The sequence below is a fragment of the Rhodococcus sp. 15-649-2-2 genome (assembly GCF_002258645.1).
Taxonomy (GTDB): Bacteria; Actinomycetota; Actinomycetes; order Mycobacteriales; family Mycobacteriaceae; genus Rhodococcoides.
This window is the reverse complement of the sequence record NZ_NPFM01000016.1, coordinates 167,319-186,286: the sequence shown is the minus strand read 5'-3', so window position 1 is coordinate 186,286 and position 18,968 is coordinate 167,319. Positions and strand designations below refer to the sequence as shown.

Genomic DNA, 18,968 nt, shown 5'->3' with positions numbered 1-18,968 from the left:
GGAAGAACACAGTGAGAGGAGGGGTCACGATGGGCATCGTTCAACGTTTCGAGCGCAAGCTCCAGGGCGCTGTCGGCGACGTCTTCGCCCGCGTGTTCGGCGGTGGCGTCGTACCGGCCGAGGTGGAAGCGGCGCTCCAACAAGAAGCGTCGGATCTGGTTCGGCCCCTCGACGGCGGCCATTACCTGGCACCCAACAGCTACGTGATCACCATCAACAGCTCGGACCACGATGAGCTCGCAGGCGATCGAGAACTCACGGTCAAGGCATTCTCCCGCCACCTCGACGATTACATTCGCGATCAGGGGTGGCAAACCTACGGTGACGTGGTGGTTCGCTTCGAACCGTCGCCCACTCTGCACACCGGTCAGTTTCGGGCCAGTGGCTCGGTCGACCCCGATGTGGGACGATCGGCGACTGCTGCCCGAAACCCGTCTGCGCAGCACGGCGCGTCGGCCGAGCAGAACGTATCGGCCAAGCCGGCACGAAGTCCCGTCCCTTCAGCTACGCAGCGACCGTCTGCCCCACCGATGTCGATACCAGGAGCCGGCCACATGACGCAGAACCCAGGCTACGACCCGCAGCGCGACCCCGCGGACGGTCATCGTCCCGATCCGCGCGCTCGCAACGGTTACGCCGGTGGCCAAGATCCCCGCTACGCCGCGCGTGAGCAGAACGGCTACGACGCCCAGGCCTACGCGCCTGCCGATTACGATCCGCGCTACGACCAGCAGCAGCCGTACAACGGTCAGGGCTACGACGAGCAGCAGTACGCCGAGCAGGGTCAGGCATACAGCGCGGCAGGCGGCCAGGACCAGGGTTACGACCCGCACGCCTACGGCAATGCCAATGGTCAGGACCAGGGCTACGACGCCCAGGGCTACAACGCGCAAGGCTATGACGCACAGGGGTACAACGCGCAGGGGTACGACGCCCAGGGCTACCAGTACAACGGTGCCGACGGCGGTGCCTACTCCGAGTCCCCGTACCAGGAGCAGGCCTACAGCGACCCGGCCGGGCAGTACGCCGAGCCCCAGGCCGCCGGGTATCAGCAGCCCGGCTACCAGCAGCCTGCATACGACTACCCACCTGCCCCGGCTGCCTACGGTCGCGGCTACCCGCAAGGCGCGGGCGATCGTAACGACGGGTACGGCTACGACCAGCCCGCCGCGTACGCCGGTCAGGCTCAGGCGCTCGCAGCGACACTGCAGCTCGAGGACGGCAGCGGCCGTTACTTCCAGCTCCGTGACGGTCAGAACATCATCGGCCGCGGCCAGGACGCGCAGTTCCGGCTGCCCGATACCGGTGTCTCGCGGCGGCACATCGAGATTCGCTGGGACGGCCGAGTGGCCATGCTCTCCGACCTCGGCTCCACCAACGGCACCACCGTCAACGGCGCCCCGGTTCAGGACTGGCAGCTGGCCGACGGTGACGTCATCAGGGCCGGACATTCCGAGATTCTGGTCCGGATCGTCTGACACAAGGGCTGCCAGGCACGAGCGATGGTCGACTCTCGTGCTCGTCCACCCGAATGTCGTCCACCCGAGCGGCTTCACCCTATGATGCTGCGAGACAACCATGTCTGCCGCGCCGCAACGTTCGGGCGTGTGGGGAGCAGGTCCGATCGCGAAGGAGGAGGTGAATCGTCGTGCAGGGATTGATTCTGCAATTGACCAGGGCGGGCTTCCTGCTTCTGCTGTGGTTCTTCGTCTGGGCCGTCCTTCGCACCCTGCGCAGTGACATCTACGCGGCCGCAGGCATGCGAGTACCAGCGCGCTACACCGGTGGCTCCAAAGTTCTTCCGTCGTTCAACAAGCAGAAGGTGGCCAAGTACCTCGTGGTGACCCAGGGCGGTCTCGCCGGAACGCGCATCTCACTCGGTGCGCAGCCCGTCCTCATCGGACGTGCAGACGATTCGACTCTCGTTCTGACAGACGACTATTCGTCCACCAGGCATGCCCGTCTCTCACCTCGTGGCGGAGATTGGTACGTCGAAGACCTCGGCTCGACCAACGGGACTTACCTCGACCGAGCCAAGGTGACCACCGCAGTGCGCGTACCCCTGGGAACCCCGGTTCGTGTCGGCAAGACCGTGATCGAGTTGCGCCCGTGACCCTCGTTCTCCGCTACGCCGCCCGCAGCGACCGCGGTCTGGTCCGCTCCAACAACGAGGACTCCGTGTACGCGGGAGCTCGACTGTTGGCACTGGCAGACGGTATGGGCGGTCACGCTGCCGGTGAAGTGGCCTCCCAGTTGATGATCGCCGCATTGGCCCACCTCGACGACGACGAGCCGGGTGAGGATCTGCTGGGCAAGCTCGAGGCGGCCACCCGTGAAGGCAACGCGTCCATCGCCGATCAGGTCGAGGACGAGCCCGAGCTCGACGGTATGGGCACCACGTTGACAGCAATCCTGTTCGCGGGCAAGCGAATCGGGCTCGTTCACATCGGCGACTCACGTGCGTACATGCTGCGCGACGGATCGCTCACCCAGATCACCCGCGACGACACCTTCGTCCAATCACTCGTCGACGAGGGCCGCATCACCGCCGAGCAGGCGCACACGCACCCGCAGCGATCGCTGATCATGCGTGCCCTCACCGGTAACGAGATCGAGCCGACGCTCACCGTCCGAGAGGTGCGCGCAGGCGACCGCTACCTGCTGTGCTCCGACGGCCTGTCCGATGTCGTCAGCGACGAGACCATCGAGAACACGATGAACGAGGGCGAAACCGGTCCCTGTGCCGATCGTCTCATCGAACTCGCACTGCGCAGCGGTGGACCCGACAACGTGACCGTCGTCGTCGCCGATGTCATCGACCTCGACTACGGACAGAGCCATCCCATCCTCGGTGGCGCCGCCAGCACCGAGGACGAGGAGGACGCTCCTCCCCCCAACACCGCAGCAGGACGCGCCGCGGCGATGCGGCCGCCTCGCTCGACGCCCAAGCGCGTCACCACCCCGGTGGTCACCCCGGAGAAGAAGTCGCACAAGCTGCGCTGGACGCTGATTGCCCTCACCCTGGTGGTCCTCGCCGCAATCGGTGCGCTCGTTGCCAATTCGATCATCAGAGGCAACTACTACGTCGGTGCCGACAACAGCAAGGTCACGGTGCTGCGGGGCCTGCCCGGCTCGGTGCTGGGGTACTCGCTGCAGAGCGTGGAACTGACCGGATGCCTCGATGGCGACGGAGCCGTCACACTGACCGCTCCCGATGCCGAGCCTGCCGACTGCGTTCCGTTCGAGATCGACGACCTTCTGCCCGCCGCCCGCGAGCAGGTCACGGCCGGATTGCCGTCGGGATCCCTCGACGATGCGCGTGGCCAGGTGCAGCGTCTGGCCTCGGGCGACCTGTTGCCGGTCTGCGAGACCGAGCCCGCCGTCACCACCACCACCCCCGAACCGACCCCCACGACGATCATCCCGCCACCCGGGGTGCCGTTGCCGCCGACCGCGGAACCCGTTCCCGAGGCCGCGCCGACGACCACCGCGGTACCGACGCCGACGGTGCCGCAGGTTCCCGGCCAGAACTGCAGGACCGGTACTCGATGAGTTCCCCTACCTCTGCCGGAGGGTCCTTTCCGAGTCCGCCCGGGGGTTTCGCTCCTGCACCGATCCAATCGAACCGGCGCGGAGTCGAGTTGCTTCTGCTCGGGGCCGCGGTTCTGATCACCACGATCTCGTTGGTGTTGGTCGAGGCCAGCCAGGAGCAGACCATCACCTGGGATCTGGCGAAGTACGCGCTCGCGTATCTCGCGCTGATGACGGTGGCGCACTTGGCCGTCCGACGCTTCGCGCCTCATGCCGATCCGCTACTGCTCCCGATCGTGGCACTCCTCAACGGCCTCGGTCTGGTGCTCATTCATCGACTCGACCTCGCCGATCAGCAGCAGGCGCAGTATCTCGGTAACCCGATCCCCTCACCCGACGCCAACCAGCAGGTGCTGTGGACGACATTGGCAATCGCCGGTTTCGTGGCGTTGCTGGTGCTGCTCCGCGACTACCGCACCCTGGCCCGCTACGGCTACACCGTCGGTCTCGCCGGCCTGATTCTTCTCGCAATCCCGGCGATGCTGCCGTCCGCATTCTCGGAGGTCAACGGGTCGAAGATCTGGATCCGGCTGCCCGGCTTCAGCATTCAGCCCGGTGAGTTCGCGAAAATTCTGCTGCTCATCTTCTTCGCTTCGCTGCTGGTCGCCAAGCGCGAGTTGTTCACCGTCGCGGGCAAGCACGTACTGGGTATGGACTTCCCGCGAGCCCGCGATCTGGGTCCGATCCTGGTCGTCTGGGTCGTCTCGGTCGCAGTCCTGGTGTTCGAGAAGGACCTCGGCACGTCGCTGCTGATCTTCGGAACCGTGCTGGTGATGATCTATATCGCGACCGAGCGCGTCGGCTGGTTGATCATCGGGTTCGGCCTGCTGATCGTCGGATTCCTGTTCGCGTATCAGGTATTCGGCCACGTCAAGATCCGAACCGACACCTGGCTGCACCCGTTCGACGACTACAACGACACCGGATATCAGATCGTTCAGTCGATGTTCAGCTTCGCCACGGGCGGATTGGCGGGCACCGGCCTCGGAAGCGGACGCCCGTCCCAGGTGCCGTTCGCCAAGACGGACTTCATCATCGCGACCGTCGGCGAAGAGCTCGGCCTCATCGGCCTGACCGCGGTGCTGATCCTGTACCTACTGTTCATCATTCGCGGCATGCGCACCGCGCTGGCCGTCCGGGACAGTTTCGGCAAACTGCTGGCAGCCGGTTTGTCGTTCACCATTGCAATCCAACTGTTCGTCGTCGTCGGCGGCGTCACCAAGCTCATTCCGCTCACCGGCCTCACCACGCCGTATCTGTCCTACGGAGGATCTTCGCTTCTCGCCAACTACCTGCTACTCGCATTGCTGATCAAGATCTCCGATGCGGCCCGTGAGCCGGCAACCCCCAAGAAGAAGCCCGCTCCTGCAGCACCTATCGCGGACGCTCCGACCGAAATGGTGAAGCGCCCATGAACACTCCCCTACGCCGCGTGTCCATCGCCGTGATGGTCATGGTCGTCGCGTTGCTCGCCAATGCCACCTACCTCCAGGTCATCAAGGCCGACGATCTGCGAACCGACCCACGCAACTCACGTGTGTTGCTCGACGAGTACTCACGCCAGCGCGGTCAGATCTCGGCCGGCGGCCAGGTTCTCGCGTCCTCCGTCGCGACCGACGACCGCTACAAGTACCTGCGGACCTACCCGCAGAACTCGATCTCTCCGGCCAGCCCCCAGGCCAACGCGCCGATCACCGGCTACTACTCGATGCTGTACTCGAGCAACGGCCTCGAGCGGGCCGAGGATCCCGTGCTCAACGGATCCGACGACCGCCTCTTCGGCGGGCGTTTGTTCGACCTCATCTCCGGCCGAGATCCGCGGGGCGGCAACGTCGTCACCACCATCGACCCCGTCGTCCAACAGGTCGCATACGACCAGCTCACGGCCAAGGGGTACACCGGTTCGGTGGTGGCACTCGATCCCGCCACCGGCAACATCCTCGCCATGGCCAGCACCCCCAGCTACGACCCCAACCTGTTGGCCAGCCACGACGGCAGCACGACAACCACGGCGTGGGAGAACCTGAGCAACGACCCGAACAAGCCGATGGTGAACCGGGCGATCTCACAGACCTATCCCCCCGGATCCACCTTCAAGGTGATCACCACCGCCGCCGCACTCGAGGCGGGCGCGACGCCTGATACTCAGCTCACGGCCGCGTCGAACATCACGTTGCCGGGAACCTCGACGACCCTCGAGAACTACAACGGTTCGACGTGTGGCGGCGGCCAGACTGCAAGCCTGCGCGAAGCGTTCGCACGTTCGTGCAACACGGCCTTCGTCGAGCTCGGCATCGACACCGGAGTGGACAAGATGCGCGACGCCGCGGCCGCTTTCGGTATCGGAGAGGACACCTCCATTCCGCTCCCCGTCGCCGACAGCACCATCGGCCCGATCGACGACGACGCGGCCCTCGGCCAGTCCAGCATCGGCCAGCGCGACGTTGCACTGACCCCCTTGCAGGACGCCGTCATCGCAGCCACGGTCGCCAACGGCGGCGTGCGGATGGCCCCGAACCTGGTGCAGCAGCTGCAATCTCCCGACCTGTCCGACCTGTCGAGCTACCAGCCGAAGTCCATGGGAGAGGCCATCAGCTCCGATACCGCTGCGACCCTGACCGATCTGATGATCGGCTCCGAGAACAACACCAGCGGCGAGGGAAAGATCCCCGGAGTCCAGATCGCCTCGAAAACCGGTACCGCAGAACATGGTTCCGATCCACGCAACACCCCACCCCATGCCTGGTACATCGGATTCGCGCCCGCGAACGATCCGAAGGTCGCCATCGCAGTCATCGTGGAAGACGGCGGAGACCGAGCCCTGGCTGCAACCGGTGGATCCGTGGCCGCACCCATCGGGCGCGCCGTCATCGCAGCCGCATTGCAGGGGAGGTGACATAAGGTGCCATTGAGCAACGGAGCCGTAATCGCCCAGCGCTATCGACTACTGCGCCTCATCGCCACCGGCGGTATGGGGCAGGTGTGGGAGGCGATGGACAATCGTCTCGATCGCCGAGTGGCGGTCAAGGTACTCAAGGCCGAGTTCTCCGAGGACCCGGAGTTCTTGCAGCGCTTCAGGTTCGAGGCTCGCACCACAGCGCAGCTGAACTACCCGGGGATCGCCGGGGTCTACGATTACGGCGAGACTCGTGACGGCGCAGGCGAATCACTGGCCTACCTCGTGATGGAACTGGTCAACGGTGAGCCGCTGAACGCAGTGCTGGGCCGTATGTCCAGGTTGCCACTCGGCCATGCCCTGGACATGCTCGAGCAGACCGGCCGCGCTCTGCAGATCGCACACACGGCAGGCGTCGTGCACCGTGACGTCAAGCCCGGCAACATCCTGATCACCCCCACCGGGCAGGTCAAGATCACCGACTTCGGCATCGCCAAGGCCGTCGACGCGTCCCCGGTGACCAAGACCGGCATGGTGATGGGCACCGCGCAGTACATCGCGCCCGAGCAGGCACTCGGCGAGGAGGCCACCTCGGCCTCCGACGTCTACTCGCTCGGCGTCGTCGGATACGAAGTGCTCGCAGGCACGAGGCCGTTCGTCGGAGACGGTGCCCTCACCGTCGCGATGAAGCACGTCCGTGAACAGCCGGCACCGATGCCGGTCGACCTGCCGCCTGCCGTGCGCGAACTCATCGAGATCACGATGGTCAAGGACCCGGCCACGCGCTATGCCAACGGCGGCGAATTCGCCGACGCGGTCGCCGCGGTCCGTGCGGGTCGCCGACCCCCTGCACCCGGGAACTCCCGCGGCTCGGGCACCGGCCGGGTGATGATGCCCGGCGTCGTGCCGAGTCCGCAGCCGCCTCCGCCGTCGAGCACCCAGATGATGCCGACGTCCCAACGCGAGTACCGCGGACCGGCCACCGGAACGGCTGCTGCAGCTGTGCCCGAGCCCACCGGAATGTCCTCGGCGCAGAAGGCACTCGCCTGGGGTGGCGGCGCCCTGCTGTTGCTCGGCATCCTCATCGGCGGTTACGTACTGCTGACCGGGGGCCGGGACGACACGCAGACGCCGTTCGTGCCGCCGACCACCACCACGCAGCCGGTCACGACCACTCGGACGACCACCGAGCCCACGACGACCACTACCGAGGAAACGACCACCGAAGAGACGACCACTACAACAACCACCACGACCACCGAACCCACCACCACGACGACGAGCCCCACCACGACGTCGGAGGAGCCGACGCAGACGACGACCACTACCCCCCGGCCGCTATTCGAGAATCCGTTTCAGCAAGAGCCACAAGGACAACGATGACGACTCCCCGTACGCTCTCCTCTCGCTACGAGCTGGGCGAGATACTCGGTTTCGGCGGTATGTCCGAGGTCCATCTGGCCAGGGACACCCGACTCGACCGTGACGTCGCCATCAAGGTCCTGCGCGCCGATCTCGCCCGCGACCCCACGTTCTACCTGAGGTTCCGACGCGAGGCCCAGAACGCTGCTGCCTTGAATCACCCCGCCATCGTCGCCGTGTACGACACCGGTGAAGCGGAGACCGAAGCCGGTCCGCTCCCGTTCATCGTCATGGAATACGTCGACGGCGACACCCTGCGCGATATCGTCCGCGCCGAAGGACCCATGCCGCCGCGCCGGGCCATGGAGGTCATCGCCGACGTCTGTGCCGCGCTCGATTTCAGCCACCGCAACGGCATCGTGCACCGCGACGTCAAGCCCGCGAACATCATGATCAACAACGCCGGCGCTGTGAAGGTGATGGACTTCGGCATCGCGCGCGCCATCGCCGATTCCTCGTCGCCGATGACCCAGACCGCCGCCGTGATCGGAACCGCGCAGTACCTCTCTCCCGAACAGGCGCGCGGCGAACAGGTCGACGCTCGATCGGACGTCTACTCGCTCGGCTGTGTCCTCTTCGAGATCCTCACCGGCGAACCGCCGTTCAAGGGAGACTCACCGGTCGCCGTCGCCTACCAGCACGTGCGCGAGGATCCCCAGCTACCTTCGCTCGTCAACGACACTGTGCCGCGCGAACTCGACTCGATCATTCTCAAGGCGATGGCCAAGAACCCGGCCAACCGCTACCAGAGCGCTGCCGAGATGCGTACCGATCTGGTTCGCGTTCTCGGCGGTCAACGGCCGAGCGCGCCGATGGTCATGAACGACGAGGACCGCACCACGATTCTGGGTTCGGTCGACTCCCGTCAGGCCGACTTCTCCGGACGGGACAAGCCCGCTGCGGCCGCCGAAGCATCTCGCCCCTCGCGGCACGCCGGACCCGATGACGAGCGCCAGAGCCGACGCGGCTTGAAGATCGGGCTCGTCTCGGTCGCGGCCGTGATCGTCGTCGCCATCGTCGGTGCCTTCCTGTGGTCGCTCGGACCCGGTGCGGACCCCAAGACCGTCACGGTGCCGACCGTCGTCGGACTGGCCGCGGACGAAGCCCAACGCCAGCTCGAAGACGTCGGACTCCGGGTCACGATCCAGGAAAAGCCCGATGCGTCGGTGCCGGAAGGATCTGCGATCGGTACCAATCCGGCGGCCGGGTCGCAGACCGAGTCACCCGGAGCCATCTCGCTCGACGTGTCCTCCGGACCTCAGCAAGTGCAGGTTCCGCGACTGACCGGTCGAACGCAACAGCAGGCGTCCGACGCGTTGAACGAGGTGGGACTCGAACTCGATCCCACGATCGCCCGTGCACCGTCGACGCCGGAGAACCTGGACAAGGTCGTCGAGCAGAATCCGTCGTCGGGCGTGAGCATGAACGCCAACTCACAGGTGCGCATCACCCTGGGATCCGGACCGGCGCAGGTACGCATGCCCAACGTCGTCGGCCAGCTCGTCGACGTCGCACAGCCGAACGTCGAGGGTGCCGGCCTCCGCGTGCAGGTCCAGAACATCGATTCCTCACAGCCGGTGGGTCAGGTCGTGTCGACCGATCCCGCCGGAGGAACCAACGTCGCCGAGAACACCGTCGTCACGCTGCGGGTCTCCAACGGTGACAAGATCCCGATGCCGGACCTGTCCGGACTCACCGAAGCTCAGGCCCTGACGGCACTGGAATCCGCGGGATGGACCGGGACCGCGTCGAACCTGTCGACGTCGCGGCAGTCGACGCTGGACCCATTGATGGTGGGGCGAATCGTCAATCAGACTCAGCCCGCAGGCTCGGAGATCAGCAAGACCGACACCCTCTCCGTAAGTATTGGCGCGCTGGGGATTCCCACCGGCTAGTCGGTAACTCAGGCGAAGGCTTCGGCCACCTGAGCTTCGAGCTTGGCGACGAGGCCGGAGTCGGTGGGCATGCCGCAGACGGCGAGCCAGTTCGCCAGCATGCGGTGCCCGCCCTCGGTGAGGATGGATTCCGGGTGGAACTGAACCCCGTGAATCGGCAGCTCGGTGTGCCGCATGGCCATCACGAGACCCGATTCGGTGCGACCGATGACCTCGAGTTCCGCCGGAATGGTGTCTGCACGGACGGTCAGTGAGTGGTACCGAGTGGCGGTGAAGGGATCGTTCATCCCTTCGAGCACTCCGACGCCCGAGTGATGCACGAGACTCGTTTTTCCGTGCAGGAGTTCCGGGGCCTTCTCGACGGTCGCACCGAACACGGCTCCGATGGCCTGGTGTCCGAGACAGACTCCCAGCAGCGGCGTCTTCGCGCGGGCGGCGGCCGACACCAGATCCATCGTGGCACCGGCGCGCTGCGGCGTACCCGGCCCGGGGCTGAGCAGAATTCCGTCGAACTGGGCCGCGACCGCATCGCGATCGGTGAGCCGTTCGTCGTCGTTGCGCCAGACCTCGACATCGACGTTCAGCTGGCCCAGGTACTGGACGAGGTTGAAGACGAAGCTGTCGTAGTTGTCGACGACGAGAATGCGCATGTCGACAGCGTACTCAGCGTGGCTGCGCATACCGCATGCGCACCGATTCGGTGTATGCGGGCACCGAGACGTCCGCGGAGGTCTCGACGTCGTAGCGCAGGCCGTAGCGCAGCGCGTATTGCTCGTACAACCGCACGCCGGGCTCGTTCTTCAACGCTGCGCGCAGCCGGTCCTGGTCGCCGATCGCGGTCATCACGTACGGCGGACTGTACGTCCGGCCGCCGAGCAACAAGGTGTTGCCGATGCAGCGCGGAGCGGACGAGGCCACCAGCCGCTGATCCTGCATCGCGATCGCCGAGGCACCGCCGGCCCACAATGCGTTGAGCACGCTCTGCACGTCGACCTGATGGACCACCAGATCGTTGGGCGAGGCGTCGGATGCATACGCGCCGTCGGGGCCCCGGGACGCGTCAGCCATCGTCACGGTCAGTCCGGCACCGGACGCGGCCTCGCGTCCTGCCGCGTCGGCGAGGGAATCGATGCGGGCCAACGCGTCGGCGACGTCGGTGTCGCCGGAGGCGGTGCGCTGCTGGATCGTGTCGACCTGTTGCTCGAGCGCGTCCCTGCTGCGTTGGGCATCCTCGCTGCTGCCACGAGCCGCGTCGACGAGATCGGCCAGACGGATGGTGTCCCCGCTGCGCAGTTCGGTGCCGTCCGAGATATGTCTGGTGGTACCGAGCAGCAGACCGACGACTGCACACACCGCGACGGCGAGAACCCACCAGCGGGTGTCGGCGCGGGTCGATCGTCGTGTCACGGGTGCTCGCAATTTGTCCGGTGGGTCGGTGCTGGGCTCACCTGGGTTAGCGTGTACAGCAACCGGGTCGATCACTGTCACGGTCCTCGAGGAGACAATAGCCTGGGGATGCGCGACACCCGTCGATCCACAGGTTCCCGTCGTCAGTTGTCCACAGGTCGGTCGAAGGACCGACAGCCGTCAAGAACGCGAAGAGGAAGCAATGCCGAAGTCGAAGGTACGGAAGAAGAACGACTACACGATCAACCCGGCGAACCGCACGCCGGTGAAGGTCAACGCCGGACCGTCTCCGGTCTGGTACGTGGTCCTGATGCTGGGATTCATGCTGGTCGGCCTGCTGTGGCTGATTGTCTACTACCTCGCTGCGGACGACATCGCATTCATCGGAAACCTCGGCGCCTACAACTTCCTGATCGGCTTCGGCTTCATGGTCGTCGGGCTCGTCATGACCATGCGGTGGCGCTGACAGTCGAGCGAGTTACACCGATGTCATTCATCCCCAATGTGGATAAACCCTGTGGATAACTTCTCGAACGATCCACAGGGTGTGTACGAAGAGCGCTGGGCAACACCCGTCGTCGCCATCGCAGCACTGGTCGTGGGCGGTTTTGCCCTCGGAATCGGTGCCGTGTTGTCCTCCACCGACGCCGCGGGAACGTTCCTCGTCGGACTGGCAGCCGTCGGAATGTGGGTGATCGCGGCACTCGCCGCCGCACAGCGTCCCCGTCTGGCCATCACGCGCGACGGATCATTGACGATGAAACGCCTCGGCGGCATACGCACGTACTCCCGCGCCGACATCGTGCGCGTCAAAATAGTGCGCTACCCACGACTCGGCCGACGCGTCCCGATGCTCGAACTCGACATCCGCCCACCCGGCGAGGACGACGACCGACTGATCATCTTCGGCAGATGGGACCTCGGCACCGACCCACGGGATGTGTTCGACGCGCTGAACACACGCGGCTTGGTGCCACCGAACTCCTGATCGCCGAGCGGCCCGGGGGTACTCGATGTGACGTTCAGTGGCCTTTTCGGGGGTCAATGGCACATCGAGTGGACTCGGGTCGGCACAGGGCGGGCGGTCAGATGCCCATCTGCGCGCGGAGGTCGAGCATTCGCACCGCGATGACGCCGAGGGTCACCAGAGCGACAGCGATCACCGAGATCCAGGCCATGGACACACCGGCCGATGTACGTCCACTCTCCGGTCCGCGGCGACGGTTGGGGAGAAACACCAAACCGGCGGTGGCGGCGGCACCGGCGACGAGTCCGCCCATATGACCCCACAGCGAGATGCTGGGGATCGAGATGCTGATGAAGATGTTGAGTGCGATGACGATCAGAACCGGCGCCGGGCTTCGCTTAAGCCTGAGCAGGATGACGGCCTGGGCACCCAGGAGCCCGAACACCGCACCAGAAGCGCCGGCGGTGAGAGACAGCGGGTTCTCGAACACCATGACCGACGCGCTACCGCCGAGCAACGACAGGAGATAGACGGCGAGATACCTGCTGCGGCCCAGGACCAGTTCGACGTCGCGACCGATGAGATAGAGCGCGAACATGTTGACCAGCAGATGAATCGGCCCGATGTGCACGAATCCACTGCCGATGAGGCGAAATACATCACCGTTCGCCACGAGCAAACTGTTCAGAGACCACGCCTGAGCCAGAGCAGAGCCGGTGAAGTTGCTGGTGACATTGCCGGACTGAGCGGCGGTGATGCCGAAGACCACGACGTTGATCGCGATCAACGCGTAGGTCAACGGGGTCTTGGCAGATCGCGTGACCGGCGCTCCGGCGACCGTCTGCGCAGTACGGACGTTCTTGTTGCCCTCCCGCACACAATCCACGCAATGCTGGCCTACAGCGGCGGCCTGCAAGCACTGCGGGCACGCCGGGCGACCACAGCGCGAGCACGCCAGGCCCGTGGGGCGGTCGGGATGTCGGACGCACACCGACTGGGGTGAGTTGGGTTGGTCGCCGTACGGGCCACCCCAGCCGGGGTTCGTCATCGTGAATCTTTCTGTGGAACTAGATCAGGCAATCGTGACGCTGTTGATGACGACCTCGTCGACCGGACGATCGCCGCGGCCGACCTGGGTGCTCGAGATCGCGTCGACGACCTTCTTGGACGCCTCGTCGGTGACCTCACCGAAGATGGAGTGCTTGCGGTTGAGGTGCGGGGTCTTGCCGGTGGTGATGAAGAACTGCGAGCCGTTGGTGCCGGGGCCTGCGTTCGCCATGGCCAGCAGGTACGGGCGATCGAACGAGAGCTCGGGGTGGAACTCGTCCTCGAACTTGTAGCCCGGTCCACCGGAGCCGGTGCCGGTCGGGTCGCCGCCCTGGATCATGAAACCGTCGATGACGCGGTGGAAGACTGCGCCGTCGTAGAACGGTCCGGTCTTGGCACCCGACGCGTTCTGCGTCGTGTATTCCTTCGACCCGTCCGCGAGACCGACGAAGTTCGCGACGGTCTTGGGGGCGTGATTGCCGAACAGTTCGATGACGATGTCGCCGCGGTTGGTGTGCAGCGTTGCCGTTTGGGTCTTGTTTGGTGAAGTCACGCCCACCATCGTGCCATCTCGGGCGTTCGGGTAGTTCACAGGTGGTGTATCGGGAGGGTCGATCGGGGTGCTGTTGTGGAACAGTGAGGGTATGACGAGCACTACGAAAACCGAGCAGGTTCACTCCTCCACCGGCACGGCGGCATCGGCGCTGCTCGGTGCCGCTTCCGCCGTGAGCAAGGGCCCTGCCGGAGTGGGTCTGCTGCTCGCCAAGCGCGGCTACGGTCTGGCACGCAAACAGGCTGCACAGCGTCGCGTCGCGACTGCGGAACGGATCGCCGAAGCCAACCTCACCAGGACGGCTCTGACGGTCGACCCGAAGTCGGGAAACAAGCGTCGCGTTCTGGTGTTCGGGGTTGCCGCTGCCGTCATCGGTGGTGTCGTGTTCTACCTCGGCCGTCGCCGAAACGAGGTACCTCCGCCCGCCGACGTTCCGCCGAGCCTGGCCGACTACGACGAGGGCTCGTCATAGATACAGAATCTTTTGCAGCAGGTCGAACAATGCCGGCCTGGTTCTGACCACGGCGTCCTCGCTGCGGTCGGCCACGACAAGCGCGGCGTTGTGACGACTGGTCGATCCCTCGGCAAAGTAGTCGCTGTGACCGATCGATCCGCTGCGGCCGTCGGAGTGATCGGTCGAGAGCAGCGTGACCCCGTCCATCGCGCCTGGGTCTGGGCCGAAGGCACCGAGGTCGGCGACTATATCGCCACCGGCTTCGGCGGAGAACACGTGTCCGTCGGGTAGCCGAAGATCCGAGACCGTGTGCGTGCCCAGTCCTGGGGACCCGAGCGCCACGAAGTCGTCGACCCCGGTGTCGGCTCGAAGCGCCGACGCCGCGGTGAGCGATCCGTACGAGTGGGCCAGCACCGACAGGTGCGGATCGCTCGCACGAGCTGCGTCGAGTCCGTCCAGAAATGGACCGAGCCGATCTGCCCCCGCTTCCGCTGCCAGCGGGGACATCACGGTTCGGTCAGGATCGAGCAGTCCCCAGCCGAGTTGGGGGGCCTGGTAGTCCATCCACGTCACGACCGCCGCACTCTCAGCCTGATCTCCTGTAAATAGTTGCTGCACAGTCGATTGCAATCCTTCCATATCGCCGTCGTAGCTCTCGATGTCTCCGTGCACGGTCGAACCGAGACCGGGTACGAACACGGCCACATGCGTGGCTGTGTCGACATCACCCACCGCAACAGCCGCTGTGGTCTCCTCGTACGAGGAGTTGTCCAACACCAGAAGCTGCCGATCTCCCTGCGCAAGGACAGATTCGATCGCATCGAGCGACCGAAGTCGCTTGCGCGTCTGTTCCAGCCCCGCATCTGCGTCGCTGAAGATTCCTCCGAACATGTTGTCGTCCAACTCCTTCCGTAACTCGGCCTCGACAGCGAGGAGGCGAACACGCTCAGCGGCCAGAACCCGCCGATTGGCACTGTCTCGCACCCGCCCCGGCAGACCGTCGAGACTGCCGATCAGCGCGGGCTGCTCCACCATCAACCTGGTTCGCGCAGCAGGCGAGAGCGCGCTCCAGAACGCAGAATTGGCAGCCGGAGTTGCGCCCGGGGTCACCGAGGCCGCAACTGCGGTCGCGACCTGTATCTCCGGGGTTCCCCCGGCGAGGCGTCGAGCAAGGGTCTCGTCGAAAATCGTTGCCGTGCGGATCAACTGAGAGACTCGCGCCGCCAACTCCTCTCGGAGGCGCCGACGATCCCGCGTCGTCGACCACAGGTCCGAGAGCGCAACCGAGTACGACTCGACCGTGTCGGTCACCGAACCGTCGGAGTGGATTCCGAACCGAGATTCGCCCGCCTCCTGCTCCACTGTGTGCAGAGCTGCGATCAGGCTCGCCATGTCGATCGAGGCGTCGGCGACGCAGCTCGCGATCCGGAGCAGCTCGTCGGAGGAACCGCGTACATCGGATCGGACGCCTCTCATCGCCTCTCGGGCAGCATCGGCGGCCGCACCGACCCAGTCGTCGCCGAGCACGGCGTCCGCGGACGCACCATGTACGACGACCAGTTCGCGCCACTGCCGCATCAGACCGTCGGAGGCGGTGATCAACTCACGGCTGTTCCACGATCTGAACTCGTCGAGTGTGACCATCGTGAATCCCCCGCAGCGTCGTCGTATCCGACGAGTCAACGCGACAGACGAGCCCGGCCGTGAAATCTATCCCCAGCCTGTGGATAAAATCTGGGGATCAACGCAAGCTGAGGATCAACGCAAGCGTCCTGTGCACGTCACCGCGCGATTCTGTGAACCGGTCCGCTGAAGCCGTCTCCCGGGTCGGTCGGACGACTGGTCCGAGGCGGCCTGCTCCGCTTGGCCCGGTAAAGATCTGCGTCGGCTGCCCGATAGATCTCACCCCAACGACGACCGGCGGGCATGCACGCCAGGCCGACGCTCCACTCGGCCCGATGGGCACGGCGCAACCGATCGATGATCTGCAAGGCTTCTTTCTCGAGAACCCCGGGCATGAACAGCACGAACTCGTCTCCACCGAGGCGACCGAGAACATCTCGTTTGGTCAGCTGCCCCTTCCACGCTTTCGAGACCCGAGTCAGGAGTACGTCACCCGCAATGTGGCCGTACTCGTCGTTGATCTCCTTGAAATTGTCGAGATCGAGCACCGCCAGGCTGACCGAGAGTCCGCGGGCAGCGCAGGCCGGAAGCATCTTCTCGATCTTGGACTCGAAACCGAAGCGGTTGAGAAGTCCGGTCAATGCGTCGTGGGTCGAGAAATACCGCATCCGGCGTGCGAAGACACCGAACACCTCGGTGGCACCGACAATTCCGAGAGCGACGAGAATGTAGGAGATGAACGGTGTTCCGTACGGCGCGATCGCGGCACCGATCACTGCTGAAACAGCAAGTACCGCAACCCAGATGCCGGCGTTTCGCTCGGACCAGAAGGCGCCGATGTGCATTCCGAGGAACATCGCGGCCTGCACACAGATCAAGAAGGCAGGCATGGTGTCGCTGCTACCCAGCGCACACGCGAGTCCCACCACCGACAGCGCTGTCGCACAACCCACCGCTCGTTTGGGGCTCGGCACACCCGCCCGCACCAGAACCACGATCGCCAATGGGCCCATCAGCATGGCCAGCGCCGCCAGAACCTGCTGGGGACCGGACAGATTGGACCACGAGGCGACGGCGCTCGCGGCGTAGAGGACGGTTGTCACAGCCGCGAAAACCGCGAGCATGCGGCCGGACTCGTCGAACCTCGGCCTGCTCACCAGTCGGTGCCGGTTGCGTCGGGCAATGCCTGCTCGTGCTCGCGGCAACGCACACCGAACCGGACCACACCACTCACCTGATACCCCCCAGGCACCATCGGCCCTCCCCACGCACTACGGCCATCGCCTCACATGACCCAACGATGCCCGGACTCTAACACCTTCGAGGCGCGACCACGACTCTGCGCGGGGAAGACGCAGCAGGTCAGGACGCCTTCTCGGCGCGCGCAGCCTCCCTGGCGAGCAGTCGATCCCTCGACTCCTCGAACTTGGTCGCCTTGGACTCCAAGTCCTCGACGAATGCAGCCAGCCGATCGCGATCCCGCTCGCCCTCACCGGTGAAATCGTTGCGCTCGAAGATCTTCCACTTGCGGAGCACCGGCATCAGGACTTCGTCCAGATGCTGCCGAAGATCGTAGATTCCATTCTTGGCCAGAATCATGGCGTTCTTGCGGAAATTCGGCATGTTCAGGCCGGGCATCTGGAAGTCCGTTGCGACATCGGCGATGGCGCGAACCATCTGATCGGGAACGAGATCCAACGACGCCTCACCGAGGTTCCGATAGAAGATCATGTGCAGATTCTCGTCCGCAGCAACTCGAGCCAACATTCGATCCGCCACCGGATCACCACACGCCAACCCCGTATTACGATGCGACACCCGAGTCGCCAACTCCTGGAACGTCACATATGCAACCGAATGCAGGAAGTTTGCCCCGTCCATCGGCGCATCCACGCCAACAGTCATGTGGTGCATCCGAGCCCGCTCCAACTCCACCGGGTCGACTGCACGCGTCACCACCAAATAATCGCGCATGACGATCCCGTGGCGATTCTCTTCTGCGGTCCAACGCCCCACCCACGTGCCCCAGGCACCGTCCAACGAAAAATTGTCTGCCAATCCCCGGTGATACGACGGCAGATTGTCCTCGGTGAGCAGATTGGTGATCATCGCCGTGCGGGCCAGTTCCGACAACGACGACTGCTCGAGCGACCAGTCCTCCCCACCCATCGCCGCGAAATTCCGGCCCAGATCCCACGGAACGTAGTCATGCGGATGCCATTCCTTCGCCATCGACAGATGGCGATTCAAATTGGCTTCCAGGGTGCCGTCGAGTTCGGTCAACAGCTCTTCATGATCGAGAACACGTGTCATCTGCGGGGCTCCTTCGAACATCGAGGTGCCCGAACCGACAATCGATTCGAGACAGGGGCGAACAATGTCCGCCAGGACAGCAGCGACGGCACACCCCCCTGCGGTGCGCCGTCGCGACCGTTCACGCCGGTCGTGGGACCGACGTTCTTGCACACCGACAACGCTAGGGACCACGCTCCGAATGCGAAACAAAACAGTCGAGGGTCTGGACATGTGGGCGCCGGCGACGAGCACCCTTGGGTGCGGTCACAACCCTCGCGATCGGCCCGCCTCGGATCCCCGGGCTTCCTCGGCACTCGATGTCACATGTGGTGGCCTTTTCGGGGGTCAATGGCACATCGAGTGGACTTGGGCCGCCAGTGCGGGTGCGAACACGAAAAAGGACGCCCACGAAGTGGACGTCCTTTTGTTGTGGAGCCTAGGAGATTCGAACTCCTGACATCTGCCTTGCAAAGGCAGCGCTCTACCAACTGAGCTAAGGCCCCGAGTGTTGCGGTTGAACGTGCACGAACATTACACGTTCGATCCGAGCGATTGTCACCCGGTGGAGATACTGTGCCAGACACCGTCCGAGCTGCGCGTCGAGCGCACCTTCGATACTGTCAGCACTGCGATCACCACCGATGCGACGAGAAGAAGGATTTTCACGTCCTGCCTCTTTTCGTTCGTTCGGTGTGGGCCTAGGAGGACTTGAACCTCCGACCTCTTCCTTATCAGGGAAGCGCTCTAACCGCCTGAGCTATAGGCCCTCATCACTGCTTTCGGCCGAAGAATTCCTCTCCTCGAACCGAGGGATGAGA

Annotated in this window: 17 protein-coding genes and 2 tRNA genes; 10 read left to right on the top strand and 9 right to left on the bottom strand. The window is 64.8% G+C overall.

What is annotated here, in order from left to right; translation table 11 throughout:
• The first annotated feature begins 29 nt into the window (after positions 1-29).
• The 7 genes from CH305_RS08555 (at position 30) to pknB (ending at position 9,804) form a co-directional block, all read left to right on the top strand.
• Positions 30-1,478, top strand: a complete 1,449-nt coding sequence (locus tag CH305_RS08555) for a DUF3662 and FHA domain-containing protein (RefSeq protein ID WP_094703383.1) — start codon at positions 30-32, stop codon at positions 1,476-1,478.
• A gap of 170 nt (positions 1,479-1,648) precedes the next feature.
• On the top strand, positions 1,649-2,113 hold the full coding sequence (locus CH305_RS08550; protein WP_094703382.1) for an FHA domain-containing protein: 465 nt from the start codon (positions 1,649-1,651) through the stop codon (positions 2,111-2,113).
• Positions 2,110-3,552 carry a PP2C family serine/threonine-protein phosphatase gene (locus tag CH305_RS08545; protein WP_032401652.1) on the top strand — a complete coding sequence of 481 codons (1,443 nt, stop codon included), beginning with the start codon at positions 2,110-2,112 and terminating at the stop codon, positions 3,550-3,552. The genes CH305_RS08550 and CH305_RS08545 overlap by 4 nt, the downstream gene beginning before the upstream one ends.
• Positions 3,549-5,006, top strand: a complete 1,458-nt coding sequence (locus CH305_RS08540) for an FtsW/RodA/SpoVE family cell cycle protein (protein ID WP_032378773.1) — start codon at positions 3,549-3,551, stop codon at positions 5,004-5,006. Before CH305_RS08545 ends, CH305_RS08540 begins: the two co-directional genes overlap by 4 nt.
• A complete protein-coding gene (locus CH305_RS08535; protein WP_032378772.1) occupies positions 5,003-6,487 on the top strand; it encodes a penicillin-binding protein 2 in 1,485 nt (494 codons plus the stop codon). The genes CH305_RS08540 and CH305_RS08535 overlap by 4 nt, the downstream gene beginning before the upstream one ends.
• Positions 6,488-6,493: 6 nt before the next feature.
• Positions 6,494-7,870 carry a serine/threonine-protein kinase gene (locus tag CH305_RS08530; protein ID WP_094703381.1) on the top strand — a complete coding sequence of 459 codons (1,377 nt, stop codon included), beginning with the start codon at positions 6,494-6,496 and terminating at the stop codon, positions 7,868-7,870.
• Positions 7,867-9,804: a Stk1 family PASTA domain-containing Ser/Thr kinase gene (gene pknB, locus CH305_RS08525; RefSeq protein ID WP_094703380.1), complete on the top strand. Its 1,938-nt coding sequence runs from the start codon at positions 7,867-7,869 to the stop codon at positions 9,802-9,804. The genes CH305_RS08530 and pknB overlap by 4 nt, the downstream gene beginning before the upstream one ends.
• An 8-nt stretch (positions 9,805-9,812) precedes the next feature.
• On the opposite strand, the gene CH305_RS08520 is transcribed toward pknB, so the two are convergent.
• Both CH305_RS08520 and CH305_RS08515 read right to left on the bottom strand, forming a co-directional pair.
• Positions 9,813-10,454, bottom strand: a complete 642-nt coding sequence (locus CH305_RS08520; RefSeq protein ID WP_094703485.1) for an aminodeoxychorismate/anthranilate synthase component II — start codon at positions 10,452-10,454, stop codon at positions 9,813-9,815.
• 13 nt (positions 10,455-10,467) lie between these two features.
• On the bottom strand, positions 10,468-11,211 hold the full coding sequence (locus CH305_RS08515; RefSeq protein WP_094703379.1) for a DUF881 domain-containing protein: 744 nt from the start codon (positions 11,209-11,211) through the stop codon (positions 10,468-10,470).
• A 202-nt stretch (positions 11,212-11,413) separates the two neighbouring features.
• Between CH305_RS08515 and crgA the strand changes: the two genes are divergently transcribed.
• The gene (gene crgA / locus CH305_RS08510; RefSeq protein ID WP_032378768.1) at positions 11,414-11,677 is read left to right on the top strand and encodes a cell division protein CrgA; all 264 of its coding nucleotides are present in this window, start codon (positions 11,414-11,416) and stop codon (positions 11,675-11,677) included.
• A gap of 36 nt (positions 11,678-11,713) precedes the next feature.
• Entirely contained in the window at positions 11,714-12,199 is a 486-nt protein-coding gene (locus tag CH305_RS08505; protein ID WP_052077388.1) for a PH domain-containing protein, read from the top strand.
• 97 nt (positions 12,200-12,296) lie between these two features.
• Here CH305_RS08505 and CH305_RS08500 read toward each other — a convergent pair whose 3' ends face one another.
• Together CH305_RS08500 and CH305_RS08495 are read right to left on the bottom strand one after the other, a co-directional pair.
• Positions 12,297-13,226 (bottom strand): rhomboid family intramembrane serine protease, encoded by a 930-nt coding sequence (locus tag CH305_RS08500; RefSeq protein WP_094703378.1) that lies wholly within the window; start codon positions 13,224-13,226, stop codon positions 12,297-12,299.
• Positions 13,227-13,250: 24 nt separating this feature from the next.
• Entirely contained in the window at positions 13,251-13,787 is a 537-nt protein-coding gene (locus CH305_RS08495; RefSeq protein WP_094616207.1) for a peptidylprolyl isomerase, read from the bottom strand.
• An 82-nt stretch (positions 13,788-13,869) separates the two neighbouring features.
• Here CH305_RS08495 and CH305_RS08490 point away from each other — a divergent pair, with 82 nt between their 5' ends.
• On the top strand, positions 13,870-14,250 hold the full coding sequence (locus CH305_RS08490; RefSeq protein WP_052058541.1) for a hypothetical protein: 381 nt from the start codon (positions 13,870-13,872) through the stop codon (positions 14,248-14,250).
• Here CH305_RS08490 and CH305_RS08485 read toward each other — a convergent pair.
• The 5 genes from CH305_RS08485 to CH305_RS08465 all read right to left on the bottom strand — a co-directional run bounded on the left by CH305_RS08485 (position 14,245) and on the right by CH305_RS08465 (position 18,917).
• On the bottom strand, positions 14,245-15,876 hold the full coding sequence (locus tag CH305_RS08485) for an alpha/beta hydrolase (protein ID WP_094703377.1): 1,632 nt from the start codon (positions 15,874-15,876) through the stop codon (positions 14,245-14,247). The two genes, CH305_RS08490 and CH305_RS08485, sit on opposite strands and share 6 nt — an antisense overlap.
• Before the next feature lie 137 nt (positions 15,877-16,013).
• Positions 16,014-17,012 carry a diguanylate cyclase gene (locus CH305_RS08480; RefSeq protein WP_230592326.1) on the bottom strand — a complete coding sequence of 333 codons (999 nt, stop codon included), beginning with the start codon at positions 17,010-17,012 and terminating at the stop codon, positions 16,014-16,016.
• Between the two features lie 205 nt (positions 17,013-17,217).
• Positions 17,218-18,168 (bottom strand): acyl-ACP desaturase, encoded by a 951-nt coding sequence (locus CH305_RS08475; protein ID WP_032379456.1) that lies wholly within the window; start codon positions 18,166-18,168, stop codon positions 17,218-17,220.
• Between the two features lie 412 nt (positions 18,169-18,580).
• Positions 18,581-18,653, bottom strand: a tRNA-Ala gene (locus CH305_RS08470).
• A gap of 190 nt (positions 18,654-18,843) precedes the next feature.
• Positions 18,844-18,917, bottom strand: a tRNA-Ile gene (locus CH305_RS08465).
• Positions 18,918-18,968 lie beyond the last annotated feature (51 nt).